Source organism: uncultured Roseobacter sp. (assembly GCF_947499265.1).
Taxonomy (GTDB): domain Bacteria; phylum Pseudomonadota; class Alphaproteobacteria; order Rhodobacterales; family Rhodobacteraceae; genus Roseobacter.
The window spans coordinates 196,880-213,772 of the sequence record NZ_CANMNK010000008.1 but is presented as its reverse complement, the minus strand read 5'-3'; the positions used below and the strand labels follow the sequence as shown (position 1 = coordinate 213,772).

17 protein-coding genes are annotated in these 16,893 nt (G+C 58.5%); 5 read left to right on the top strand and 12 right to left on the bottom strand.

Annotated features, from left to right (window positions below; genetic code table 11):
* Positions 1-251 precede the first annotated feature (251 nt).
* On the bottom strand, positions 252-902 hold the full coding sequence (locus Q1A63_RS21620) for a LysE family translocator (RefSeq protein WP_298975465.1): 651 nt from the start codon (positions 900-902) through the stop codon (positions 252-254).
* A 352-nt stretch (positions 903-1,254) separates the two neighbouring features.
* Between Q1A63_RS21620 and Q1A63_RS21615 the strand changes: the two genes are divergently transcribed.
* The 4 genes from Q1A63_RS21615 to Q1A63_RS21600 all read left to right on the top strand — a co-directional run bounded on the left by Q1A63_RS21615 (position 1,255) and on the right by Q1A63_RS21600 (position 5,092).
* Entirely contained in the window at positions 1,255-2,112 is an 858-nt protein-coding gene (locus Q1A63_RS21615; protein ID WP_366524389.1) for an isocitrate lyase/phosphoenolpyruvate mutase family protein, read from the top strand.
* Between the two features lie 826 nt (positions 2,113-2,938).
* Positions 2,939-3,673 (top strand): protocatechuate 3,4-dioxygenase subunit beta, encoded by a 735-nt coding sequence (pcaH, locus tag Q1A63_RS21610; protein ID WP_298975469.1) that lies wholly within the window; start codon positions 2,939-2,941, stop codon positions 3,671-3,673.
* A complete protein-coding gene (pcaG, locus tag Q1A63_RS21605; protein WP_298975471.1) occupies positions 3,673-4,263 on the top strand; it encodes a protocatechuate 3,4-dioxygenase subunit alpha in 591 nt (196 codons plus the stop codon). The genes pcaH and pcaG overlap by 1 nt, the downstream gene beginning before the upstream one ends.
* A complete protein-coding gene (locus tag Q1A63_RS21600) occupies positions 4,256-5,092 on the top strand; it encodes a 3-keto-5-aminohexanoate cleavage protein (protein ID WP_298975472.1) in 837 nt (278 codons plus the stop codon). Before pcaG ends, Q1A63_RS21600 begins: the two co-directional genes overlap by 8 nt.
* 7 nt (positions 5,093-5,099) lie before the next feature.
* Here the strand turns inward: Q1A63_RS21600 and phoB are convergent, their stop codons facing one another.
* From phoB to Q1A63_RS21545, 11 genes are all read right to left on the bottom strand, one after another.
* Positions 5,100-5,789: a phosphate regulon transcriptional regulator PhoB gene (gene phoB / locus Q1A63_RS21595; protein WP_299632467.1), complete on the bottom strand. Its 690-nt coding sequence runs from the start codon at positions 5,787-5,789 to the stop codon at positions 5,100-5,102.
* Positions 5,790-5,795: 6 nt separating this feature from the next.
* Positions 5,796-6,503: a phosphate signaling complex protein PhoU gene (gene phoU, locus Q1A63_RS21590; protein WP_298975474.1), complete on the bottom strand. Its 708-nt coding sequence runs from the start codon at positions 6,501-6,503 to the stop codon at positions 5,796-5,798.
* A gap of 5 nt (positions 6,504-6,508) precedes the next feature.
* Entirely contained in the window at positions 6,509-7,306 is a 798-nt protein-coding gene (gene pstB, locus Q1A63_RS21585) for a phosphate ABC transporter ATP-binding protein PstB (RefSeq protein ID WP_299409138.1), read from the bottom strand.
* 15 nt (positions 7,307-7,321) lie between these two features.
* Complete coding sequence (gene pstA, locus Q1A63_RS21580; protein WP_299632466.1) at positions 7,322-8,677, bottom strand: phosphate ABC transporter permease PstA; 1,356 nt, start codon at positions 8,675-8,677, stop codon at positions 7,322-7,324.
* Complete coding sequence (gene pstC / locus Q1A63_RS21575) at positions 8,674-10,146, bottom strand: phosphate ABC transporter permease subunit PstC (protein WP_298975478.1); 1,473 nt, start codon at positions 10,144-10,146, stop codon at positions 8,674-8,676. The genes pstA and pstC overlap by 4 nt, the downstream gene beginning before the upstream one ends.
* 105 nt (positions 10,147-10,251) lie before the next feature.
* The gene (locus Q1A63_RS21570) at positions 10,252-11,292 is read right to left on the bottom strand and encodes a substrate-binding domain-containing protein (RefSeq protein ID WP_298975479.1); all 1,041 of its coding nucleotides are present in this window, start codon (positions 11,290-11,292) and stop codon (positions 10,252-10,254) included.
* Between the two features lie 229 nt (positions 11,293-11,521).
* Entirely contained in the window at positions 11,522-12,571 is a 1,050-nt protein-coding gene (locus tag Q1A63_RS21565) for an ATP-binding protein (RefSeq protein WP_298975480.1), read from the bottom strand.
* Between the two features lie 13 nt (positions 12,572-12,584).
* Positions 12,585-13,772 (bottom strand): aminotransferase class I/II-fold pyridoxal phosphate-dependent enzyme, encoded by a 1,188-nt coding sequence (locus Q1A63_RS21560; RefSeq protein WP_298975481.1) that lies wholly within the window; start codon positions 13,770-13,772, stop codon positions 12,585-12,587.
* Position 13,773: 1 nt separating this feature from the next.
* Positions 13,774-14,301, bottom strand: a complete 528-nt coding sequence (locus Q1A63_RS21555; protein ID WP_298975482.1) for a gamma carbonic anhydrase family protein — start codon at positions 14,299-14,301, stop codon at positions 13,774-13,776.
* Positions 14,298-14,942: a guanylate kinase gene (gmk, locus tag Q1A63_RS21550; protein ID WP_298975483.1), complete on the bottom strand. Its 645-nt coding sequence runs from the start codon at positions 14,940-14,942 to the stop codon at positions 14,298-14,300. Before gmk ends, Q1A63_RS21555 begins: the two co-directional genes overlap by 4 nt.
* A gap of 3 nt (positions 14,943-14,945) precedes the next feature.
* Entirely contained in the window at positions 14,946-15,836 is an 891-nt protein-coding gene (locus tag Q1A63_RS21545) for a YicC/YloC family endoribonuclease (protein WP_298975486.1), read from the bottom strand.
* 259 nt (positions 15,837-16,095) lie between these two features.
* Between Q1A63_RS21545 and Q1A63_RS21540 the strand changes: the two genes are divergently transcribed.
* Positions 16,096-16,797: a PAS domain-containing protein gene (locus Q1A63_RS21540; RefSeq protein ID WP_299632464.1), complete on the top strand. Its 702-nt coding sequence runs from the start codon at positions 16,096-16,098 to the stop codon at positions 16,795-16,797.
* Positions 16,798-16,893: the final 96 nt, after the last annotated feature.

Here is a 16,893-nt window from a genome sequence, read left to right as displayed (position 1 = left end):
TTGCTGCAAAGGAAACGCCGAATTGCGCAATTGCTGCTCAATGCGGGCAGGATAACCTGACACCTCTGAAATTCAAAGAAGGAGCCATTCGACACGGTCGCAGCACTGGTCACTTTGGGCTCTGAGGCGACATCTGAAGGTTTCGGTCGGTTGACGGGTGTCAGCCCAAACCAGACCTTGGATTTGGACGTCCTATGACAGGTCAGCAGACGCGGAAGCCGCGGCATGTCGGGCACTCAGTGAGGAGAATCTTACTTTGCTTCTCGCAGTTCGGGGGGCTCCAGAAGGAGGAGCCGGACTCCGATCGCGACGATGAGCAGGCCAGCAATGCGCTCCAACGCGATGCGCGCGCGTCGTGAGCGACGCAGGACGGCACCGACAGTTCCCGAGAATGTAGCCAGTGTCACCTCCACCATGAAGGCGACGACGCGCATCACCAGGCCAAGGACTACGAACTGGACAGCGACCGATCCTGCCGTGGGGTCCACGAACTGGGGCAGGAAGGCGAGCATGAACGCGTGTCCCTTTGGATTAACAAGGCTCGCCACGAAACCCTCGCGCAACGCCTCGCCCCGAGAGACTGTTGCGGAGCCGTCGCCAGCAGGGTCGGGTACCGGGCCAAAGAGCATCTTCGCACCTCTCCAGATGAGATAAGCGCCGCCCGCGTAGCGGATCAAGTCGAATAGGACGGGGTTCTCTGCGATCAGGGTTGCAAGGCCGAGAGCTAGGAGCGGCACCTGCACAACGCCAGCGAGAAGAAAGCCAAGCACGGTAAAGATCGCTGCCATGCGACCCTGCGCAAGCCCGCGTCCTAAGATCAGAAAGAGGTCAGGGCCTGGCGTCAGCGCCAGGACGACGACGGCGAGCGAAAAGGCGGACAGGGTAATCGGATCGATATGCATGAAGATAGCAAAGCACATCGCTTTGGGCCTGGCGAGCCAGATTTATACAGCGTCGTGTTAGCAATACCCGGCTGAAGTGGATCTTCGGGCTAGCGCAGCGAAAGCTCACTTAGTACAGCGTCTCACCCATCGCAATGTCCAGGAAGCTGGGATCGTGCGCCAACGTCCACTATTCGGGCTGCGACCGCGGCATTGTAGCCAACCGCTAAATGTCGGAAATGGGCCGTCCTCTTTGGTGCCTGATGCGAGCAATAGCTGGAATGCTGCACCACCTCCGAGGTACGGAGTGAGTCTAGAATGACCGAGGTCGTGACAGTCGTTCGATATATGTTTTACAAGTATCGTGCACGGGATGTCGTTAAGGGAACGAATGGATCAGGATAAAAAGTTTGAAGCTTTCCGATCGCTTCACCATCGAACTGAAGCCTTCGTTATGCCAAATCCATGGGATGTCGGTTCGACAAGGTTGTTGGCGAGTTTGGGGTTCGAAGCTCTGGCGACGACCAGCGCCGGCTACGCTTTCTCGGTTGGAAAACGCGATTCCTTCGCAGGTCTAAGCCGGGATGAGTTGATCGCCAATGCAGCGCAGATCGCCGGAGCCTGCGATCTTCCGGTCTCAGCCGATCTGGAAGATGGCTTCGGCAGGGCCCCCGAAACCTGTGCCGATACCATTCGCATCGCCTCTGGCATCGGGTTGGTCGGTGGGTCCATTGAGGACGCAACAGGCAATCCGGATGAGCCAATCTTCGATCTTGCTCTGGCAGTCGAGCGCATTCGCGCTGCCGCCGAGACTGCGGCGGCGTTGCCATTTTTTCTGACAGCGCGCGCAGAAAATTACCTTTGGGGTCGGCCCGATCTCAAAGATACGATCAAACGCTTGCAAGCCTTTTCGGAAGCCGGTGCCAATGTGCTTTATGCCCCTGGATTGCCAGATATTGAGGCAATCCGAACGGTGTGCCGGGAGGTCGACAAGCCTGTGAATGTGGTCATGGGACTCAGCGGTCAAAGCTATTCGGTGGCCGAACTCTCCGAGGCAGGAGTCCGGCGCATTAGCGTCGGTGGTTCCCTTGCAAGGGCCGCGTTCGGCGCGCTCAAACGCGCAGCCGAGGAGGTGCGCGGCAGCGGCACATTCGAGTATGCACAAGACGCCATTCCGGATGCGGTTTTGGCAAGTCTGATGTCCCAAGACCACTGCGCTGAGCGGGATTGAACGACCTGTTCGCACTGGGTAGGTTCGATCATACCACGATTTTATACGTGCAGCGAATGGCGGGAACGTCAGCTTTGCATCTCTGCATTTCAGCACGTCTAACCCGCAATCAATGGCAGCAAAGAGCAGGGAGCCGAATTGTTAGAGGGAGGATGAGTTTGCAAACGAGATTTCTTGTTCTTCGATCAGTGGTGAAGGAAACCTAAACTTGAACAGAGCCAAAGCAGATTGGGCATATGATTTAGTGAAAAACCAATGATGTGATGACAAATGACGTCTCAGACGAAATGCTGGCGCACAATCTTTCCGCGCAGTTGGGCCTCATTTAACGTGCATATGCAAAGGGCGATACAGAGAAGATTAACCACGCTTTGCTGACTGTCATTGATTTGCGGCAGATGGTGTCAACACGAACGCACGAGTGGCTCAACGAAAGAGAAGATTGGCACTGCCGTTGCGATCTGGGCTTTGTAACCGACTGATATTGGGGCAGGGGAATGGGGCTCACCTCCAAAAGCGTCCCTGATTCAGTTTTTGTTGGCCGAAGAGGATAGGGAAACTGACATACGCACAGTCGTATATCGATAATATTTATAATCAGTATTATGTAAATAAAATATTTGTCTTAAATCATAAAAATCAATAAGATGGCGACGATACTAAATTTGCGGCTTTCTTCTGCTGGAGCTTATCACCTATATGTTCCAGATCATGAACGCCGAACGATCGTGAGAGCTAAAGTGCCAGGATACAAGATCAGCAGACTACAAGTGCACTTGGCCGCCACGGTCGTCCCGAATTCAAATAATAGTGTGACACAGAGATCATGACAGCATATGGCAAAGGTGGTTTCATCGCGCGTGACTGGACACGTCAGCCGCCGGCCCGCACTCCCGCGTATAAAACCAGTGTGACCCGCTCACCGGAACGCGCGAAGATTTCTCTGCAAAGCACTTTAAGCGAAGACACCGGCCCGCGCTTTGGACATGACCTGCTGGGACCGCTCGACAATGATCTGCTGCAGAACTTCGCGGCACCGGGCGAAACGGCGATCGGACAGCGCATCATCGTTCATGGTCGTGTGCTGGACGAAACCGGTCGTGCTGTTCCCGGTGCGTTGATTGAAGTTTGGCAAGCCAACGCTGGTGGCCGCTATCGGCATAAGAAAGAAGGATATCTGGCGCCTTTGGACCCAAATTTCGGCGGATGTGGCCGGATGATCACCGATGAAACCGGCGCATATCACTTCCGTACGGTCAAACCCGGACCTTATCCCTGGCCCAATGGCGGCAATGATTGGCGCCCTGCACATATCCATTTTTCCGTTTTTGGTCAAAGCTTTGCACAGCGCATGATCACGCAGATGTACTTTGAGGGAGACCCGCTGATCTGGCGTTGTCCCATCGTGGCGACGATCCCGGACCGCGCGGCGATTGAGGGGTTGATCGCGCCTCTGGACATGGAAAATACCATCCCGATGGATGCTCGTGCGTATCGTTTTGACATTGTGTTGCGCGGCCGCCGCGCCAGCTATTTCGAAAACAGGCCGGAGGGCATGTGATGACGAAACTGCATGAAAGTGCTTCGCAAACAGCCGGGCCTTATGTTCACATTGGATGTGTTCCAAATTTTTGCGGGATTTCAGGTGTTTACGCGCAAGACTTGGGCGCGCAGATGGTGAATGAAAACACCCTTGGCGACCGGATAAGCATCATTGGGACAGTCTTTGATGGCACCGGAAATGCTCTTAAGGACGCGATGGTTGAAATCTGGCAGGCGGATACAAATGGCATCTATGCTAGTGGCGATCCGGATCCGAATTTTTCCGGCTGGGGGCGAAAAGCGGGTGATGATGAAACCGGCATTTGGCGGTTTGACACGATCAAACCCGGGCCTGTTCCGCATCGCGACGGGCACATGATGGCCCCGCATATCACCTTCTGGGTGGTGGCGCGCGGCATCAACATCGGCCTGCACACGCGCATGTATTTTCCAGAAGAAGAAGTCGCAAATGCCGACGACCCCGTGCTGGCGCGGATCGAGCACAGAAACCGCGTCTCGACCCTGATTGCGACGCGCGAAAGCGATGGCATGTATCAGTTTAACATCCACCTGCAAGGCCCTCAAGAAACGGTATTTTTCGATGTCTGACCCATGTATCTTATGCGTTGCCATCACCGGCAGCGTGCCCACCAAAGCAGCCAATCCGGCGGTTCCGATCTCCGTCTCCGAGCAGATCGAAAGCACGCAGGAAGCCTTTGAGGCGGGGGCCGCCATCTGCCATGCGCATGTGCGCAATGATGACCAGACCCCCTCCTCCGATCCGGATAAATTCGCAGCCCTCAAGGAAGGTCTGGAAAAGCATTGCCCAGGCATGATCATCCAATTTTCCACTGGCGGGCGATCTGGTGCGGGTGCGGCACGGGGTGGCATGCTGCCGCTGCGACCGGACATGGCGTCTTTGTCGGTGGGGTCAAACAATTTCCCGACACGCGTTTACGAGAACCCCCCGGACCTTGTCGAATGGCTGTCGGGTGAGATGCGCACCTATGAGGTGACACCTGAAATCGAGGCCTTCGATCTATCGCATATTCTGCACGCGATCAAAATGCATGAGGCTGGCAAGCTGCACGGGCGCCTTTATGTGCAATTTGTCATGGGTGTGAAAAACGCAATGCCCGCGGACAAACAGGTCTTTGATTTCTACGTGCAAACGGTGAAGTCACGCGCGCCAGATGCGGCCTGGTGCGCGGCTGGGATCGGTCCGGCACAGATCGAAGTGAACGAATGGGCCATCGCTGCGGGGGGGCACACGCGGGCAGGTCTGGAAGACAACGTGCGGCTGGACCGCGCGACGCTTGCGCCCTCGAATGCTGCGCTGATCAAACGTGCGGCGGACCTCTGCGAGAAATACGAGCGCCCCGTCGCCACCTGGCAGCAGGCGCGCGACATCCTGCGCCTGCGTCCGGTCGCCGCCTGAGAGGCCCCTACCCCAACGCGTACCCGGCGCCGCGCACGGTGCGCAGCGGATCGGAGCCACCATATTGCGTCAGAGCCTTGCGCAGGCGTCCGATGTGCACGTCCACTGTGCGGGTATCGACGTAGATGTCACGCCCCCAGACCCGATCCAGCAATTGCTCGCGCGAGAATACGCGCCCGGGCTTTTCCATGAAGGTCGACAGCAGGCGGAATTCTGTCGGTCCCAGCTTTAATTCGCTCTTACCCCGGTTCACCCGGTGGCTGGTGGAATCCAGCACGATGTCTTCATATTCCAGCCGCTCACCCGACGCGGCGGGCCGCACACGGCGCAACTGGCTGCGCACACGCGCCATCAATTCGATCACCGAATAGGGTTTGATCACATAGTCATCGGCCCCGGTTTCCAGCCCGCGCACCCGGTCCACCTCTTCGGAACGCGCCGAGAGCATGATGATCGGGATGCTGCGGGTCTCCGATTTGATCTTGAGCCTGCGACAGACCTCGATGCCCGACAGGTTCGGCATCATCCAATCCAGAACAATGACGTCCGGGGCGGTTTCGTCGACCAGCATCAAGGCCTCCTCACCGTTTTCGGCGCGGCTGACGGCGAACCCCTCGGCCTCCAGATTATAGGCCAGAACCTCACGTTGTGCGGGTTCATCCTCGACGACCAGAACACGTGGTTGATCGGCAGACATAAAACCTTACCCTTCTGCTACCAGTGATGTTTTGTCGGCTTTCGGGCGGGCATCCTCGGGGTGCTCACCCGTCACCAGATAGACAACCTGCTCCGCGATGGACGTGACGTGATCGCCCATGCGTTCCACGTTTTTCGCAATGAAATGCAGGTGCATACAGGCGGTGATGTTGCGCGGGTCTTCCATCATGAAGGTCAGGAATTCACGAAAGAGCGCGTTATACATCTGGTCGACATCACGGTCGTGATTGATCACGTCCATGGCGAGCTCGGCATCCCGCTGAATGTAGGCGTCGAGCGCATCCTTGAGCATCTGTTCAACTTCGCGCGCCATACGCCGCAGCGCACCGGCGCTGTCGTCCACCGGTGCCATCTGCGACAAAACTCCGGTCCGCTTTGCCATGTTTTTCGCGTAGTCGCCGATCCGTTCGAGATTGGCGCTGATCTTGATCACCGAGAGCACGAGCCGCAAATCACGCGCGGTGGGCGCGCGCAACGCAATGACGCGGGCGGCTTCCTCGTTGATCATTTCCTCCAGCTCATCAATGGCCCGGTCCGCTTTGCGTACCTTTTCGGCCAGCTCTTCGTCGCGGGTTTCCAGGGACAACGCACCGTCCCGGATGGAGGCTTCGACCAAACCGCCCATTTTCATGATCTGCGCCTGGATGGCTTCCAGATCACGGTCGAAAGCAGAAGCAATGTGTTGATCTTGCATGATGTTTATCCAATTCGACCAGTAATGTAACTCTCGGTGCGGGGGTCTTCGGGGTTGGTGAAGATGGTGCCTGTCTCGCCATATTCGACAAGGTTGCCGAGATGGAAGAAAGCGGTTTTCTGGCTGACCCGCGCGGCTTGCTGCATGGAGTGCGTGACGATAACCACCGAATAGCTTTGCCGCAACTCGTCGATCAGTTCCTCGACCTGCGCCGTGGCAATGGGGTCAAGCGCCGAACAGGGCTCATCCATCAGCAGCACTTCGGGTTCGGTGGCTACGGCGCGCGCGATGCACAGACGTTGCTGTTGCCCACCTGAGAGGCCGGTGCCCGCAGCGGTCAACCGATCCTTGACCTCGTCCCAGATCGCCGCCCGCCGCAGCGCGCTTTCAACGATGTCATCGAGATCCGATTTGCTTTGGGCAAGCCCGTGGATGCGCGGGCCATACGCCACATTGTCGTAAATCGACTTCGGGAACGGGTTCGGTTTCTGAAACACCATGCCGACCTTGGCGCGCAACTGCACCGGATCGACCTTTTTGTCATAGATGTCTTCCGCGTCGATGCGGATATCGCCTTCGACACGGCAGACATCAATTGTGTCGTTCATCCGATTGAGACAGCGCAAAAATGTGGACTTGCCGCAGCCCGAAGGACCAATGAACGCGGTCACGGTCTTGTCCTGAATGTCGACATCCACGTCCTTGATCGCATGATTATCACCGTAATAGACTTGGACGCCCCGCGCCGCGATCTTGATCGTGTTCGTGTCCACGTCTCTCTCCAGTATTCTCATGTCGTTCATTTCAAAGTCCCCCTTTTACCACCGGCGCTCGAAGCGGCGGCGCAGGATCACAGCGATGGTATTCATTGTGATCAGGAAAATCAGCAGGATGATAATGCCACCCCAGGCGCGTTCGTAATAGGCCGGGTCCGCACGTTTCGCCCATTCGTAGATTTGCGCGGGCATGGCGGAGTTTGGATCCAGCAGGCCGCTGGCAATGCTGTCAGGGGCGTTTGAGGCGATAAAGCCAACCATACCGATCAAAAGCAGAGGCGCGGTTTCCCCCAGCGCCTGCGCCAGCCCGATGATTGTGCCGGTCAGGATGCCGGGGGCTGCGAGCGGCAGCACATGGTGAAAGACCGATTGCATTTTCGACGCCCCTACCCCCAATGCCGCATCGCGGATCGATGGCGGCACCGCCTTGAGCGAGGCGCGGGTCGAGATGATGATCGTCGGCAACGTCATCAGCGTCAGCACCATGCCGCCCACCAGCGGTGCTGATTGGGGCAGATGCATGAACTGGATGAACACCGAGAGGCCAAGGATACCAAAAACGATGGACGGCACCGCCGCGAGGTTGGCAATGTTCACCTCGATCAGGTCGGTGATCCGGTTCTTGGGTGCGAATTCCTCAAGGTAGATTGAGGCCGCCACACCGATCGGCAAGGCCAGAACCAGCACCACCAGCATCATGAAGAACGACCCGATCATCGACACCCCGATGCCCGCCGCCTCAGCCCGGCTTTCGGAGGCATCTGCGCCGGTGATGAAATCCATGTTGAAGGTCTTTTTGACCACACCCAGCGGGATAAGCGCGTCGACAAGGTCCAAATGCTCTGCATCGATGTTCTTGTCGCGGGCCACATCCTCGCGTTTGACGCGGTCTTTCAGATATCCGTCCACGCGGCTGGAGGCGAGAATGCGGAAGTCGACTGTTTCGCCGATCAGGTCCGGGTTATCGATGACGACATCGCGCACCTGTGCGGCGGCCGATGCGGAAATCATCGCCTTCATGTCACCACGCTTTTCAAGTGGCGTTTCAATCCCATTGTCCTGCACCTGCTTGAGCAGGGCATCCTGGATCAGGGGCGTGTAGCCGAAGGTCGATACCTTCCTGATGTCTGCCGGATCGCGATTGCCGTTCTTATCAAGCTTCGCGGGGTCGAGGTAGACCGAGACGTTGAGGAAGGTTTGCTGGAACGCCCCCGTCCCGCTGCCCACGATGGATACCAGCAGCACGATCAGAAAAAAGATCCCAGTGGCAATGCCTGCGACCCCATACATGCGGAACCGCGCTTCGGCGGCCTTGCGTTTCTGGGTGCGCGCGTCCGGCGCGGTAAGGGACACGCGTTGGCGCGGCGCTGACGGGGCGGGCATGCTTGCTTCGGTCATTCGTACTGCTCCCGGTACTTGCGTACAATATAAAGGGCAAAGACGTTCAACCCGAGGGTCAGAACAAAGAGGGTAATGCCAAGGGCAAAGGCGACCAGCGCTTCGGGCGAGGCAAAATCGCTGTCACCGGTCAGCTGTGAAACGATCTTGGCGGTCACGGTGGTCATTGCCTCAAAGGGGTTGAGCGACAGCCGTGCAGCGGCCCCTGCCCCCAAGACGACAATCATCGTCTCGCCAATCGCGCGGCTGGCGGCCAGGAGGATCGCGCCGACGATGCCGGGCAATGCCGCTGGCAGAACCACCTGCCGGATGGTTTCAGACCGGGTCGCGCCCAGCCCGTAGGATCCGTCGCGCAGGGATTGTGGCACCGCATTGATGATGTCATCCGACAGCGAGCTGACAAAGGGGATCAGCATGATGCCCATCGCGATGCCTGCCGTCATGACAGAACGACCCCCGCCCATCCATCCGACACCATTGTCGCCGAAGACACTCATCAGCAGCGGCCCGATGGTGAGCAAGGCGAAGAGACCGTAAACGATGGTCGGGATCCCGGCGAGGATTTCAAGCATTGGCTTGGCAATGCCGCGCACTCTTGGTGAGGCATATTCCGACAGGTAGATCGCAGAATAGAGACCGATTGGCACGGCCACGATCAACGCCACGATGGAGATGTAGATCGTACCCCATAGCAATGGCAGGATACCCAGGCTCGACGCGCCGCCGCGCCCGGAGAAACTCGGCGCCCATTCCAGAAGGGTGAAAAAATCAACTGCCGGATAGAGCCGGAAGAATTCGACCGTGTTGAAGATTAGCGACAGGATGATCCCGACGGTGGTTAGAATAGCGACCGAAGCGGCGGCGATCAGGATGGCGAGAATGCCCTGCTCCACCACGTTGCGCGCGCGGAAGTCGCGCCCGCTTTGCATCACGCCCCAGCCTGTTCCCAGCAAAGCCACAATCAGCACGGCGATGGTCATGAGCATGTTTGAACTGGCGCTCATTTCCCGATACGCCTGCGCCGCCCGCAGAACCGGCTGGGTGATGCGATTGGTCACCACCTGGCCTGCGTCTTTCAGGCGCTGTGTCATGTCGGTGAAATCGGCGCGTGCGTTACTGGCGGTCTCTTCATCCAGCACGCCCGCGACAACGGCGTTGTTCAGACCGTCAGCAGTGCGGCGCACTTCCGACATCAGCAGGCCAATGTTCGAACCTTCCGGAACCTCGGAGGCCGGGATCATTTCAGCGATGCGGTTTTCGATCACGAGGGGCTGCACCAGCAGCCAAATCAGCATCAATCCAATCGCGGGAACCACCGACTTCATAAAGGCATTCGAGCCGTAGTAAATCGGCAGCGAATGCAGCATCCGACTGTTGCCACCCGCGCTCGCAAGCGCGCGCTGGCGACCCAGGATAAAACCGGCCGCAGACAGGGCAAGCACGACGATGGTAAGCCAAAGTAAAGGCATGTGTCCCCCAAAACTCTCAGTGTGACGGCCCGGCGCCACCGAAGCGTGATGAGCGGCGATATCCGCCGCTCATCGCTATCTTATCGTTCCCATCGAAGGGTCGGATCAGCTGCCGCCGCCCATAACCTGCTCGCCGGAAACACCTTCTTGCGTGCTTGTCAGCTCAGGATCGGACACCAGACCGTAGGCTGCCAGCGGACCATCGGGACCGGCGATTTCGTCGGAGACGAAGAACTCAGCATATTCTTTCAGGCCGGGGATGACGCCGATATGTGCTTTCTTGATATAAAAGAACAAGGGGCGCGAAACCGGATAGTCACCGGCGGCGATTGTTTCGGTTGTTGGTTCAACACCCGACATGGTGGCCACTTTGAGCTTGTCGGTGTTGTTTTCGTAGAACGCCAAACCAAAGACGCCGATGGCGTTGGAGTTGGCGTCGATGGACGCGAGTGTTTCGGTGTAGTCACCGTCGATGTCCACGGACCGGCCATCGGTACGCACTTCGAGGCAGGCGTCTTCCGCGTCATCCTCGCTCATGCCTCCGGCAACCATGGCTTCCATTGCGCCGGTTGCTTCGCAGCCTGCCGCGATCACTTTCTCTTCGAAAACTTCGCGGGTGCCGTGCTTGGTGCCCGGGATGAACGCGAGGATTTCCGCGTCTGGCAGATCGGCGTTGAAGTCGGACCATTTTGTGTATGGGTTGTCGACCAGCGCGCCGTCGACCATGACTTTTGGCGCCAGAGCGTTGAAGATGTCGGACTGGGTGAAGGCCGTGTAGGCCGGGCCGTCGATTTGGCTGGCAAAGACGATGCCGTCATAGCCGATGCGGACTTCGATGATGTCCGTCACCCCGTTTTCGGCGCAGGCCTTGATCTCTTTTTCGCGGATGGCGCGGGAGGCGTTTGCAATGTCTGTGTGCTCCGTGCCGACGCCCTGGCAAAAGCGCTTGAGGCCAGCCGAGGACCCACCGGATTCAACGACGGGTGTCGGGAATTCAAAGTTTTCGCCAAAGGCTTCTGCTACGATGGACGCATATGGCAGCACGGTTGAAGAACCGGCAACTTGCACCTGATCACGCGCGGCAGCGGTGGTTGCGGAAACGGCCGCAATGGCCAGCGCGGACGTGGTGAGTTTTACGAACGACATGAGATCTCCTGTCATTAACATTTCGAATCTGATCACCCCCTTGGCGATCTTGAAAGCCGTGATACGGACCCGACACAATGCTTTTGTGACAGTTATGTAACGGTTTTATGACAGAAGATTTCTGCGATAAGCGCATCTATTAGTATATTGTTTTTATTTCATATTATTTGAAGCATGCCCGTGGCCTGGAATCTTGCAAACAGTCGGATGCGATGCCTTGGTGAGTCGTTTACGTCGACTGTGACGAAACAGGTAATGGCAAAACAACCGTGAATTGCGCGCCATCGCCCAGTTCACTCTCCACCCGAAGCCGTCCGCGATGCCGGTTGATGATGTGTTTGACAATCGCCAGTCCAAGACCGGTGCCGCCCATGGCCCGGCTGCGGTGGCTGTCCGCACGGTAAAACCGTTCTGTCAAGCGCGGCAGGTGGATCGCGTCGATCCCCGGCCCGTAGTCGATCACATGGACCCGAACGCCAGGCGCCCGCAGCGCCGGGTCGCGGTCCATCAGTTCAATCCGCACAGTGACACGTTTGCCCGAAGCGCCGTATTTGATCGCGTTCTCGATCAGGTTGGTAAACACCTGCATCAGCTGATCCGGGTCGCCGATCAGCTCGACCGGCACATCACCATCCGCAAACTCCAGCGTGACATGCGCCTCATCCGCCAGTTGTTTCAAAGTGCGCAGCACGGAGGACAGTATATCTGGCAGATTGACCACATCGCGTGGGCGCACCCGCTCATCCCCCTCCACCCGGCTTAGCGAAAGCAGATCGCCGACCAGACGGTTCATGCGCCCGGCCTCCCCCTCCATGATGTCAAGAAACCGGTCGCGCGCCGCCGCGTCATCCTTTGCTGGCCCCCGCAGAGTCTCGATAAACCCCATCAGCGCGGTCAGCGGCGTGCGTAATTCATGGCTGACGTTGGCCACAAAATCGCGGCGCATCTGGCCTGCCTGTTCCAGGTGGGTCACGTCCTGAAAACACAGCAGAACCACGTTGAATTCCTCAACCACCCGCGCCGTGACCTGATAATTCGTGTCCTGCACCCCGTCGTTGAACAGATATTGCGACACCCGTGGGCGGTTGTCGCGCAGGATCGCCGCGATTGTGTCCAGCAAGGCGGGTTGGCGCAGCATCGTCACGTAGTTTCGCCCGTCGATCCCCTGACCGACCAGCGTGCGCGCATCCGCGTTGGAGGCCACGATACGCTCACCCCCATCAATGGCGAGCGCAGGCAGTGGCACAGCGGCCAGAAGCTGGGACAGGGTCTGGCTCATCTGATGGCTCCCCTCAGCTGTTGTGCGCGTCCGCGATGGCCTGCGTGAAAATCGTGCAGAGCGCCTCCGCGTCCTCAAGTCCGACCGAGACCCGGAAAAACCCCTCCGACATGCCCAGCTCGGCGCGTTTTTCGGCGGTCAGGGCACGGTGTGAAGAGGATGCAGGGTGCGAAATCGTCGTTCCGACATCGCCCAAGGTCGGGGCAAAACTCAACCCCGCTGCGGCCCGTGTGAAAGCATTGGCCGTTGATCTGTCACCTTCCAGCTCAAAGCTGACCATATTGCAGAATTGCCCGCCCAACAGTGCAGCGGCCCGATCATGATCGGGGTGATCGGAGCGACCGGGGTAGATCACCCGCGTCACGCCGGGCAATGTTACGAGATGATCTGCCAGATGGGTTGCCGTTGCCTGCGCGCGGTCAAAACGCAGATCAAAGGACAGCATACCCCGCTCCGCCAGCCAGCAGTCAAAGGGGCTTGGGTTCATGCCGGCGGTGACGGTGAATATGCGCAGGCGGTCATTGAGGGTTTGATCCCGCGCTGCCACATAGCCCAGCATCACGTCGGAATGGCCCGCCAGCAGCTTGGTGACCGAATGGATCACGATATCCGCGCCGTGCTCAAAAGGCCGGAAGGCGCGCGGCGTCGTGAAAGTATTGTCCACCACCAGCAGAATGTCTTTTTCCTGCGCCAGTGCGGCCAAACCGGCAATGTCCGCGATACGCAGCGTGGGGTTGGATACCGCTTCGATCAGGATCATGCGCGTCTCGGGCCGCAGGGCGGCCCGCATCGCGTCAATGTCACCGGGATCGGCCATCGATGTGGCAATCCCGAGGCGCGGTAAATCATCGGTCATCATGCGCAGCGATCTGCCGTAAAGCTGATTGCCCCCCAGCACATGATCGCCCGATTTTGTGAGGCCCAGCAGCACCGCCGACACCGCCGCCATGCCCGAGGAGGTCACGACACCGGGGTGCGGGGCCTGCTCCATCCGATCCAGCCGTTTGGCGACCACATCCGCATTCGGGTGCCCTTCGCGCGCGTAGGTATAGCCGTGCAGCGCGCCTTCATACTGCTGATCCAGCATATCCGGCGTGTCCGAGGCATAGACGACAGAGGGGCTGAGCGGGGTCACAACTGGCCTGCTCGCGCTTTCAGGCAGCGCATCGGGGCGCATCAAAGACCCGGTTTCGTTCTTCATATCAGTCCTTTACGGCGTGCAGTTCATCTCGAAACCGGCGCATGTTGTGCTGGTAATGCAGCGCGCTTTGCGTGATCCCCTGGATCGCTGCAGCATCAAGCTCCCGCACAACCTTGCCAGGGACACCCATCACCAGGCTGCCATCGGGAATTTCCTTGTTTTCCGTGATCAATGCGCCCGCCCCGATCAGGCAATTCTCACCGATTTTCGCACCGTTAAGCACCGTGGCCCCCATACCGATCAGGCTGTTGTTGCCGATGGTGCAGCCATGCAGCATGACCTTGTGCCCGATCGTGCAATTCTGACCGACAGTCAGCGGATACCCGGCATCGATATGAAAGACACAGTTTTCCTGCACGTTGGACCCCTTGCCGACACGGATCTCTTCATGATCTGCGCGGATGGTGGTGCCGAACCAGACCGACGCGCCTTCTTCCAGCACGACCATGCCCATCAGATTGGCGTCCGGGGCCACCCATGTGTCGGCGTGCAGATGTGGGGTCTTGTCCCCCAGCGCATAGATCGTCATGACAAATCCTCGAATTCGGTTTGCAGCCCGCGCACATGGTCCAGCAGACCGGGCTGCTGAGTAGCGCGTAAACGCTCTGCAGTGATGATTGTTTTCAACTGATCCTCTGTGGCGTCAAGATCATCATTGACCAGCACGTAATCATATCCATCCCAGTGGCTGATCTCATCCCAGCTCTTGCTCATCCGGCGCGCGATGGTTTCGGCATCGTCCTGGCCGCGCGAGACCAGCCGTCGCCGCAGTTCGGTGATCGACGGCGGCAGGATAAAGATCGACAACACATGTTGATGCAGCGCCGATTTGCCGATCTGCTGCGCGCCTTGCCAGTCGATGTCGAAAAGCACGTCGCGCCCGGCTTCAATCGCCTCGACCACGGGGGGTTTGGGCGACCCGTAGTAGTTGCCAAAAACACGGGCGTGCTCCAGCATCTCATCTTCCCGGACCCATTGCTTGAATTGCGCCTCTTCGACGAAATGGTAGTCCTGGCCGGGGGTTTCTTCTTCGCGTGGATGCCGCGTTGTGGCGGAAATCGAAAACCGGATCGACGGGTCCCAGACCCGCAGCCGCTTTGCCAGCGTTGATTTACCGGCCCCGGAGGGTGAGCTGAGGATGATCAAAAGGCCACGGCGCGTTGCAGTCATGTCTTACTCCACATTCTGCACCTGTTCGCGCATCTGATCGATCACAGCCTTGAGCGCAAGGCCACAGCGGGTGAGCTCGGTGCTTTGCGCCTTTGAGCACAGTGTATTGGCCTCTCGGTTGAACTCCTGCATCAGGAAATCCAGCTTGCGCCCGACCGGACCGCCCTGCCCGATCAGCGCGCGTGCTGCATCGACATGGGCGCCCAGCCGGTCAATCTCTTCGGTAACATCGGATTTCACGGCGATCAGGGCCAACTCCTGCGCCACCCGGTCGGGATCCGCGCCATCAACGTTGTCCATCACCTTTGCAAGGTTGCGTTTGAGCGTATCGGTCATGGCATCGCTGCGTGCCTGGGCCAGGGTTGCGGCCTCCTGCGTCAATGCCGCAACCTCATTCAATTGCTCCTGCAGGACGCCATGCAATGCGGTTCCTTCGGCGTCCCGCATGGCGTTGAACGCCTGGATCAACGTCTCCGCCTCTGCCAACAGCGCTTTGGCCAGCGGTGCGGCATCATCGTCCACCATGCTTTGTTCCAGCACGCCGCGCAGGGCGACGACCTCTGACGAGGTTGATGGACCCAGCGAGATACCGGCCTCCATCGCCCGTGCCTCGATCACCGCCATCGCCTCCAGAACGGCGGTCAGCTGTGCCTCATTGATCTGCAAGGCACCCGCGTGTTCCTCCCGCGCCAGCCGCAGCGACAGGGTGACATTGCCGCGGTCGACAGACGCGCCCAGCATTTTGCGCAGCCCGGCCTCCAGCCCGTCGATCCAATCGGGCACGCGCAACCTCAGATCCAACCCCTTGCCGTTGACCGCGCGCAGTTCCCACGCCCAGGAATGCGGCGGCAAACTGCCCGTTGCGGAGGCAAAACCGGTCATGGATCGGATCATGGAGGCATCCTTTAGCCCTGTGGTTCCTGACGAGCCTTATGGCGAATTGGCGGGACAGGGCAACCCCTAGGCGGGGCTTTGCCGGGTCCGCGATTGGCGATCATCAGTTAACCAAATCTAAAGATATCCCACCGTTTGTAGAAAATTGTTGGTATTAAAACTTCAGTAACCAGTTTGGTACTGTCATAAAACAGTGACTTCAGTACCTTCGTATTAGATAACACCTGCACCAAGTGCAGTATTAGTGAAGGGGGCGGCAATGGACAACGGCGGTCAAAACACGCACAATGTATTTTCGATGAACCAGAACGCGTCACATAGCGGCTTTGCGCCATTGGCCCAATTGGAGGCCTATTGGGAAGCATTGCGTGGCGGTCGTTTGATGCCCAACCGCTCGGAGATTGATCCGCGTGGCATCGAGCAGGCGCTGGAATATTCCTTTATCGTCGAGAGAATCGCACCCGGCATTGCGCGTCTGCGCATTGCAGGCAGCCACCTGAGCGATCTGATGGGGATGGAAGTGCGCGGCATGCCCCTGACCTCCTTCATCACGCCGGGATCGCGCCGACAGCTGAGCGACATTCTCGAAGAGGTTTTCGAGACACCCGCCACCTGCACCCTGCAACTGCATTCTGAACAGACTGCCGGGATGCCGCCGCTTGAAGCGCGCATGGTCCTGATGCCGTTGAAAAGCGATCTTGGCGATGTCAGCCGCATCCTGGGCGCTTTGGTGTCTGTCGGCGAAAGCGGTCGCAGCCCGCGCCGCTTTGATGTCACACGCACCTCCCTGCGTCCGATTGTGACGGATGGGTCCAGCGTTGACCTTCCAAGAAGGGCGCCGGTTGCCAAGCCAAAGACCCCAAGCACCGCGCCTGGGTTCAATGAACCGAGAGCGCAGTTCAAGAGTGACATCCCGCGTCAGAGCGCGCCTTACCTGCGTCTCGTAAAATCTGACGATTGAGCAGAATTTAAGTACCAAATTCCTTTGATCAGGAAGGCCGCTCGCACAGAATGTGCGGGCGGTTTTGGTTTGGGCTGCCCACAAAAAAGCCCGCCC